This window comes from Defluviimonas salinarum, from assembly GCF_026013545.1.
Taxonomy (GTDB): domain Bacteria; phylum Pseudomonadota; class Alphaproteobacteria; order Rhodobacterales; family Rhodobacteraceae; genus Albidovulum; species Albidovulum salinarum.
In genome coordinates this window covers 200527-209218 of record NZ_JAPDOG010000006.1, presented here as the reverse complement: position 1 = coordinate 209218, position 8692 = coordinate 200527, and the positions used below count along the sequence as shown (strand labels likewise).

6 protein-coding genes are annotated in these 8692 nt (G+C 65.8%); 2 read left to right on the top strand and 4 right to left on the bottom strand.

From position 1 onward, the window contains the following. On the top strand, positions 1-185 hold a 185-nt coding region (locus tag OM960_RS09185; protein WP_264771761.1), incomplete at its 5' end, for a trimethylamine methyltransferase family protein. Between the two features lie 50 nt (positions 186-235). Beyond that, complete coding sequence (locus OM960_RS09180) at positions 236-2647, top strand: GcvT family protein (RefSeq protein WP_264771760.1); 2412 nt, start codon at positions 236-238, stop codon at positions 2645-2647. Between the two features lie 168 nt (positions 2648-2815). Here the strand turns inward: OM960_RS09180 and OM960_RS09175 are convergent, their stop codons facing one another. The 4 genes from OM960_RS09175 to OM960_RS09160 form a co-directional block, all read right to left on the bottom strand. Beyond that, entirely contained in the window at positions 2816-3871 is a 1056-nt protein-coding gene (locus OM960_RS09175) for a helix-turn-helix transcriptional regulator (RefSeq protein ID WP_264771759.1), read from the bottom strand. A 139-nt stretch (positions 3872-4010) separates the two neighbouring features. Next, the gene (locus tag OM960_RS09170) at positions 4011-4292 is read right to left on the bottom strand and encodes a hypothetical protein (RefSeq protein ID WP_263334196.1); all 282 of its coding nucleotides are present in this window, start codon (positions 4290-4292) and stop codon (positions 4011-4013) included. A 671-nt stretch (positions 4293-4963) separates the two neighbouring features. Continuing rightward, positions 4964-7255: an arginine/lysine/ornithine decarboxylase gene (locus OM960_RS09165; protein WP_264771758.1), complete on the bottom strand. Its 2292-nt coding sequence runs from the start codon at positions 7253-7255 to the stop codon at positions 4964-4966. A gap of 290 nt (positions 7256-7545) precedes the next feature. Next, positions 7546-8682 (bottom strand): saccharopine dehydrogenase C-terminal domain-containing protein, encoded by a 1137-nt coding sequence (locus OM960_RS09160; RefSeq protein WP_263334193.1) that lies wholly within the window; start codon positions 8680-8682, stop codon positions 7546-7548. Positions 8683-8692 lie beyond the last annotated feature (10 nt).

Below are 8692 nucleotides of genomic sequence, written 5' to 3'. Positions count from 1 at the left end.
CGGATTGGACCAACTACGGCGGCTGGGAGGCGGCCGGCGCGAAGGACGCGCTGACCCGCGCGACCGGGCTCTGGCAGCAGGCGCTGCGCGACTATGAGGAACCGGCACTGGACCCCACCATCCGCGAGGCACTTGACGCCTATGTCGCCCGCCGGAAAGAAGAGATCGGCAGCGACGAGCCGTGAGCCCCTCCCGCGATACCCGTACAAACGACGAATTCCCGAAAGGCTTACACATGAAAACCAATGCCCAGGCTGTCGTGATCGGAGGCGGCGTCATCGGCTGCTCGATCCTTTATCACCTCACCAAGCTCGGCTGGACTGATGTCGTCCTGCTTGAACGCGACGAACTGACCTCCGGCTCGACCTGGCACGCGGCGGCCAACATCCACGGGCTGCACGACAACAACAACATCACCCGGATCCAGAACTACACGATGGATCTCTACAAGGCGCTCGAGGCCGAGACTGGCCAGGGCTGCGGCGTGTTCCAGCCGGGATCGCTCTACCTCGCGCAGACCGAGGCGCGCGAGCACCAGCTGCGCCTGCAGGCGGCCAAGGCGAAATACTACGGGCTGAACTTCCACGAGATCAGCCGCGACGAGGCCGAACGGCTGCATCCGCTGGTCAATTTCGACGGCATCCGCTGCATCATGTTCGAGCCGTCGGGCGGCAATGTCGACCCGTCGGGCGTGACCAATGCCTATGCCGTGGGCGCGCGCCAGCGCGGCGCCGAGATCCACCGCTTCACCCCGGTTACCGCGACCGAGCAGCAGCCCGACGGTACATGGATCGTTCGGACGCCCAAGGGCGACATCCGCACCGACTGGGTGGTCAACGCCGCCGGCCTCTGGGGCCGCGAGGTCGCGGCGCTGGCGGGGATCACGCTGCCCCTGCAGCCGACCGAGCACCAGTATTTCGTGACCGAGACGATCCAGGCCATCGCCGACATGGACCGCCGCCTGCCCTCGGTCGCGGACCGCGACGGGGAATACTACCTGCGGCAGGAGGGCAAGGGTCTCCTGATCGGCGCCTACGAGCGCGACATGCGCTTCTGGGCCGAGGAGGGTACGCCGCTCGACTTCGCGCATGACCTCTTCCCCGACGACCTCGGGCGGATCGAGGAGAACATGATGCGCGCCATCGACCGGGTGCCGGCGGTGGGCGAGGCCGGGATCAAGCGGGTCATCAACGGCCCGATGATCTGGTCGCCGGATGCGAACGTGCTCTACGGCCCGCATCCCGACCTGAAGAACTACTTCTGCTGCAACGGCATCATCCCCGGCTTCTCGCAGTCGGGCGGCATGGGCCTGATGGCGGCGCAGTGGATCGTCGAGGGCGAGAGCCAGTACGACATGTTCGCCTGGGACGTGGCGCGGTTCGGCGAATGGGCGGACAAGGCCTTCACCAAGGCGCGGGTGCGCGACCAGTACGCGAACCGCTTCAAGATCCATTTCCCGAACGAGGAACGCGCGGCGGGCCGCCCGGTGCGCACCCGGCCCGTCTACGAGACCCAGAAGGCGATGGGCGCGGTCTTCGGCCTGAACTACGGCTGGGAACACCCGCTGTGGTTTTCCGACACGCCCGGCACGACCGACACCAACGGCTTCACGCGTCAGAATTGGTGGGGCCCGGTGGGCGACGAATGCCGGATGCTGCGCGACCGCGCGGGGATCATCGACATCTCCAACTTCGCCAAGTACCGGGTCACGGGCGCGGGCGCGTCGGACTGGCTCGACGCGGTCTTCGCCAACCGGATGCCGAAGGCGGTGGGCCGGTTCTGCCTGACGCCGCTCATCGGCGTGCGGGGCGGGATCGCGGGCGATTTCACGGTGACGAAGCTCGGCGAGGAGGACTTCCTGATCGTCGGCTCGGGCATGGCCGAACGCTACCACAAGCGGTTCTTCGACGCCGTCGCGCGCCCCGAAACCGTGCGTTTCGAAGGCCGGACCGAAGCGATGTGCGGCTTCAACGTCGCCGGGCCGCAATCGCGGGCGCTCCTGCAGGGGCTCACCGACGCCTCGCTCGCGACCGCGGACTTCCCGTTCATGCGATCGGCGCAGATCACCCTGGCCGGGGTCGAGGTGGTCGCAATCCGGGTCTCGTTCACCGGCGATCTCGGCTGGGAGCTGCATTGCCGCACCGAGGACCAGGCCGCGCTCTATACCGCGCTTCTGGAGGCCGGCAAGTCGATCGGCGTCGGTCCGGTCGGGTCGCGGGCGCTGATGAGCCTCAGGGTCGAGAAGGGCTACGGTTCCTGGAGCCGCGAATACAGCCCCGAGTACTGGCCGCAGGAAACCGGGTTCGCGCCGCTGATCAAGATGGACAAGGAGTTCCTGAACAAGGCCGCCTATGCCGCGCTGATGGACCGCGCGCCGCGCGAGACGCTGTCGATGGTCGAGGTGCTCGACGTGAAGGACGCGGACGCGACCGGGGGCGAGCCGATCTTCCTGCCCGATGGCAAGCCCGTGGGCCGCGTGACCTCGGGGGCCTACGGCTATTCGGTCGGCAAGTCGCTCGCGCTCGCCTATCTGCGGGGTGTCGCGCCCGGGACCGAGGTCGAGGTGATGATCCTCGGCCGGCCGCATCGCGGGGTCGTCCTCGCGCGGCCGCCCTTCGACCCGGGCGGCGAACGGCTCCGCGCCTAGCGCGCGGTCGTCTCGCTGCGATCGGAAGCGGTGGACCGGCATCGGCTGGGATCCCGGTCCCGTGCCGGTCCGAACCGGCCGCCGGGCCTGGCGGCGGCATATCCGCCGGTTGGCCCGGCACGTCAGCCGGTGCCCCGGCGGCCGGCGGCCCGATGCCGTGGCCGTCTGCTAGAGCGCCTTGCCGTTCTTGCCATTGGCCGGCGCCGATGGTGCCGGAAGGGCGAGCGGGTCGCGGTCCGCCTCCGACCTGCGGACTTCGCTCGGGGCCATGCCCGTCAGCCGCTTGAACGCGCGGCCAAAATGCGATGGGTCGGAGTAGCCGAGCATCAAGCCGATTTCGATGATCGGGATATCCGTTTCGGCGATCAACTCGCGCGCCTTGTCGATCCGCGTCTTCAGCACGAGATCGCGGTAGGAGATGCCGAATTCGTCCATCCTCCGCCGCAGGGTCCGTTCTCCAAATCCCAACCGTCGAGCGACATGGCCCATCTCGACGCGCCCCTCTTCGATGCCGAGCCGGATCATCGCCTCCACCGCGGCCAACGACTCCTTCGGGGCAGGGGTGGTCACTTCCAGGACGATGTCATTCAGCGTCGTGAGTTTCGACGGGCGCACCAACTGAACGCAGGACAATGCGGAACGCTTGTAGGCCAGGGTGATCGCGGGCTGCTGAAACCGGATCTCGCAGCCAAACAGCTGTTCATATCGCGCTGCATTCGCCGGCTTCGGAAAATCAAACCCGACGTGCTCGAGGAGCGTCGTTCCGGTAATATACCGCTCGCCCAGTGAGGCCATCACCCGCGCCGACAGCACTGCGTAGTGCCGATATCCCTTCGCACTGCGCAGGACCGAGTGGTAGTTCCAATATGCCCGGCTCTCCTTGGTCTGAATGGACAGCCTGTCGTGGGAAGCGTGGTAGGGCATCATCGCGCAGGCAAGATGGATCGCATCGCCAAAGGTCTCGGCGGCGCACACATAATCGGCGAACTTGCCAAAAGTTGAAATGGAAGCGTGCTTCGCGAGCTCGAGGCACGCTTCGCCCTTGATTACCTGTGACAGGCCTTCAAAGAAACTGAGCTGGCGGCTTTGGGGAACATAGTGCTTGTAGCTGTGCAGAACCGTTTCCGGCAGGTCGACACGCTGCAAAAGTGATGCCAATGCGCGCGGTCCGATCAATTCCTCGACGGGATCCGCGAAACCGACGAAGGCACGGCTGGAGATCATCGGAACTCGCATTTTCAGCGGTTTCTCTCCAAGCCAGAATTGCACCCGTCAGGGACTGTAAATCGCTTGCCATTCCGGCGCAAATTCCACGCCGGGTTAAATGAGGGGGGCGAATTCGCCCTCCCCCAAAAGTATTAGATCAGCCGCACTTCCTGTCGAGGATCAGCTTGATCTTGGTCTTCTTGCCCTCGCGGTTGTCGCTGCCGTCGATGATCATCTGCATCTCGGACGCATCGGCCCATGCGAGCTTGCCGAGGCAGTCTTCGGACACGCCGTGATCGAGCAGCAGGTCCTTGAGATACTGTTCCGTATTGTTGAGGGTGAGCGAGCCGTTTTCATAGAGCTTCTCGGCATAGGTCTGCGCCATGCCGGCGGTACCGAATGCACAGGTCAGCACCGCGAGCGAAAGCAGCTTTTTCATGGGTATTCTCCAATTCATCCCGGTTGCAATTGTGTTGGCTGCACAGCGGAGATCCCCTTTGGTGAACACCGCGATGCTTAGCGCAGCCACTATTGCATCGCGTAAATCACGGGTGCTAGCCATATTCGGCCACGATGATTCTTTCGCTCCTTGAGCGTCGGTGGCTGCAGTTCCGGGCGTCGTCCAACTTGAAGCCTAAAACTGCTGGAGCACTCTATTTCGAATTGCGATCGGCATGCCGGGTTGGCGTGCCGCCGATTTCGTCTTGATGATCGCAGGCTTGTTCCGGAAACCGTCGGAAGGCCACGCGCCGCCGCCGCATCGACGGCCCGACGACAGGCTTTTAGGGCGACCGCGCAAATCGGCAACCGTTTCCCGGCCGGATTCGTCGCCACGGAGCGACCGGTGAAGGCGATCAGACAACCGCAAAGTGCTTGCCCCGACGTAAGGTGAATTTGCCGCCGACGCTCCGCCGGAACCGGAAGATTCCGGGCGTGAGAACGCGTCACGAAGCGTTCCAGCGCGGCGAAGGGCGAAGGGAGCCGGTTTTCCGGATCAGCGCAGGCTGGGACGCGCACTCCGCGACGGGGATTTCCTGATCCGATCCTTTGGCGCCTCGTCGGGCCGGCGTGGTTCCCTCTCAGGAAGGCGGCCGGTTTCCGGCCGTCAGGTCACGTTCCCACGCAGTCGGCGAAATAGTGTACCGACCCGTCGGCGCCGACCTCCTGCACGAGGCCGTGGATATCGGTTTCGAAGCCCGGGCATTCGCGCGCGAACTCGCGGTTGAACTTCAGGTATTCCACGATCTTCTTGTTGAACACTTCGCCCGGAATCAGCAGCGGGATGCCCGGCGGGTAGGGCGTGACCAGACTGGTGGTGATCCGGCCCTCCAGGTCGTCGATCGGCACGCGCTGCGTGGTCCGGCGCGCGATGTGCGAAAATGCCTCGCTGGGTTTCATCGCCGGCGTGAGATCGCTGAGATACATGTCGGTGGACAGGATCGCCACATCGTACTTGGCGTAGAGCGCGTGCACATGCTGGCAGAGGTCGCGCAGCCCCATCTGCTCGTAGCGCGGTTGCTTGGCGCAGAACTCCGGCATGGCGCGCCACATCGGCAGATTCCGGGCGACGTCGTCCTTGAACTGCTGCAATGCGGTCAGGAGCGTGTTCCAGCGGCCCTTGGTGATGCCGATGGTGAACATGATGAAGAAGCTGTAGAGGCCCGTCTTTTCGACCACGACGCCGTGTTCGGCGAGATACTTGGTCACGATGGAGGCGGGGATGCCCGTCTTCTCGAACCGCCCGTCGAGGTTCAGGCCGGGGGTGATGATCGTGGCTTTGATCGGATCGAGCATGTTGAAGCCGGGCGCCATGACGCCGAACCCGTGCCAGGACTCCTCGCCGTCCGAGGGCTGCACGCCGTCCGCGTCCGTCCGTTTCAGCACCCAGTCCTTGGTGCGGCCGATGCCTTCATCGACCAGCTCGTCCGGCCCCCAGACCTGGAACCACCAGTCATCCTGGCCGAACTCCTCGTCGACCTTGCGCATGGCGCGGCGGAAATCGAGCGCCTCGGCGATGCTTTCCTCGACGAGCGCGGTGCCGCCCGGCGGCTCCATCATGGCCGCGGCCACGTCGCAGCTGGCGATGATGCTGTACTGCGGGCTCGTGCTCGTGTGCATCAGGTAGGCTTCGTTGAAGAGGTGCCGGTCGAGCTTGGTGTCCTGCGAATCCTGCACGAGCACATGGCTCGCCTGGCTGATGCCGGCGAGGAGCTTGTGGATCGACTGCGTGGCGTAGGTGACCGAGTGCTTGGTCCGCCCGCGCTTGCGGCCCATCGAATGGTAGCTGCCGTAGAAGGGGTGGAAGGCTGCGTGCGGCAGCCAGGCCTCGTCGAAATGCAGGTTGTCGACATAGCCGTCGAGCATGCCCTTGATGGACTCGGTGTTGTAGAGCACCCCGTCATAGGTCGACTGCGTGAGCGTCATGATCCGTGGCTTGACGGTCTCGGCATCGACATCGGCGAGCAGCGGGTTGGCGCGGATCTTGGCCTTGATCGTCTCGACCTCGAACTCGCTGTGCGGGATCGGGCCGATGATACCGTAGTGGTTCCGCGTCGGCTTCAGGAACACCGGAACCGCCCCGGTCATGATGATCGAGTGCAGGATCGACTTGTGGCAATTGCGGTCCACCACCACCACGTCCCCCGGCGCCACCGTGTGGTGCCAGACCATCTTGTTGGAGGTCGAGGTCCCGTTGGTGACGAAGAAGCAGTGATCGGCGTTGAAGATGCGTGCGGCGTTGCGCTCGGAGGCGCCGATGGCGCCGTTGTGGTCGAGGAGCTGGCCCAGCTCCTCCACCGCGTTGCAGACGTCGGCGCGCAGCATGTTCTCGCCGTAGAACTGGTGATACATCTGGCCGATCGGGCTTTTCAGGAAGGCCACGCCGCCCGAATGCCCCGGGCAGTGCCAGGAATAGGAGCCGTCCTCGGCGTAGTCGAGCAGGGCCCGGAAGAACGGCGGCTGGATGCCTTCGAGGTAGCTCTTGGCCTCGCGGATGATGTGGCGCGCCACGAATTCTGGCGTGTCCTCGAACATGTGGATGAAGCCGTGCAACTCGCGCAGGATGTCGTTGGGCAGGTGCCGGCTGGTCTTGGTCTCGCCGTAGACGTAGATCGGCACGTCGGCGTTCTTCCAGCGCACCTCCTCGATGAAGCTGCGCAGGTTGGTCACGACCGGGTCGATGTCCGGGCCGGGGCTGAATTCCTCATCGTCGATGGAAAGCACAAAGGCGCTGGCCCGAGACTGCTGCTGCGCGAACTGCGACAGGTCGCCGTAGCTGGTCACGCCGAGGACTTCGAAGCCCTCGGCCTCGATGGCCTGCGCCATCGCCCGGATGCCGAGGCCCGACGAGTTCTCGGAGCGAAAGTCTTCGTCGATGATGACGATGGGAAAGCGGAACTTCATGGAACTTTCCTTCCGGCAGAACTGCGGATGGGGAGGACGCGTTGCGCCAGTCGCGGATCATCCCCTGTTCCCAGCCAAATTGGTTTGGGGTCAGTTCTCGTTTCTTCCGGTTGATTTGGTTGACGTCAAGACCTGCCGAGCGAAACCGTCGTCGAACGCGCCCGGGACAGGCCGTTCGGCGCCGGCCCGAGGCGCGCCGGGGTTCCTTGCGCGGGAAAGCGGGCGGAGGGGTGCCCGGACCCCTTGGCGGCCGGCTTGGCCCGTCGGAGCGATTCCACCGCCGGGCGGCGTCACCGCCTGATCAGGTCGACCCGCCGCATGACCTGCGCTTCGTGCCCCGTCGCCTCGAGCCAGCGCGCCACCAGGCGCGGATCGTGCGGCGCGGCGTGTAGCCCGACCGGCAGTTCCCGCGCCATCAGCGCCTCGACGGCCAGCGCCACCGTCCCCGAGACGAGCCGCGCCATCGCCGAGCCGCGCACGTCGCCGCGGGCGTCGAGCGCCCAGCTTTCGTGCCAGACCGGAACCCCCGCCCGTTCCGCCTTCAGCGCGACACAGAGGACGACCCGGTCCGGCTCTCCGGGGGCGAAGGGGTGCTCCTTCAGCAGCCGGTCCGACAGGGCCTCGAGAGTTGCAGCGTCGGGCGCCGCGGCGAGCGTCTCGAAGACCGGCGCCCAGGCTTCCGCCCAGCCGTTGAGCCGGAGAGTGCCGCGCACGAAATCGCGCAGTTTCCAGGCGGGATCGAAGCGGTAGTCGGCGACATAGGGCAGGCTGTCGCGGTTCGGATAGACCTCGAAGGTCTCCGGGACGGGCAGCGGCGCGGCGAAACTGGTGACCGCGTCCCAGGGATGGGCCACCCGCAGTTCCGAGAAGTCCCGGATCGCCCGCGCCGGCGCCTTCAGCGCCTTGAGAACGCCGAGCGGCGACCAGGAGAACTTGTAGCGGAAGGCGTTCGGGATCGCCGGCAGGCCGCCGCAATAGGAGGTGAATGAGAGGACGTTCGCCGCGTTGTAGGCAGCCGAGGCGCGGTAGCGGGCGACGAGGTCATGCGCCATGAGGTGGTCAATGCCGGGGTCGAGCCCGACCTCGTTGACGATCGCGACCCCGGTCTCGCGCGCGGGCGCGTCTAGCGCCCGCATCTCGTCGGTGATGTAGCTCGACGAGATGAAATGCGCGCCGCGCTCGACGCAGGCACGGGCGAGGTCGCCGTGCAGATGCGCGGGCAGCATCGAGACGACGATGTCGCCCCGGCCGAGTGCGGCGCCGAAAGCCGCAGGCTCCATCGCCCGGATGTCGTCCGCGACATCGCCGACCGCCGCCACCGCCGCCTCGACCGGCAGGTTCCAGACCGTCACCGGATGGCCGGCGAGGATCAGCCGCCTGAGCCCGGGAAGCGCCGACAGGCCCGTGCCGCACCAGTGAATCCGCATTGCTTTCCCT

Bases quoted from the DNA above. Each gene is read 5' to 3' on its own strand.
- OM960_RS09170 (WP_263334196.1), bottom strand. From the start codon at position 4,292: ATGAAAAAGCTGCTTTCGCTCGCGGTGCTGACCTGTGCATTCGGTACC.
- OM960_RS09160 (WP_263334193.1), bottom strand. From the start codon at position 8,682: ATGCGGATTCACTGGTGCGGCACGGGCCTGTCGGCGCTTCCCGGGCTC.
- OM960_RS09165 (WP_264771758.1), bottom strand. From the start codon at position 7,255: ATGAAGTTCCGCTTTCCCATCGTCATCATCGACGAAGACTTTCGCTCC.
- OM960_RS09180 (WP_264771760.1), top strand. From the start codon at position 236: ATGAAAACCAATGCCCAGGCTGTCGTGATCGGAGGCGGCGTCATCGGC.
- OM960_RS09175 (WP_264771759.1), bottom strand. From the start codon at position 3,871: ATGATCTCCAGCCGTGCCTTCGTCGGTTTCGCGGATCCCGTCGAGGAA.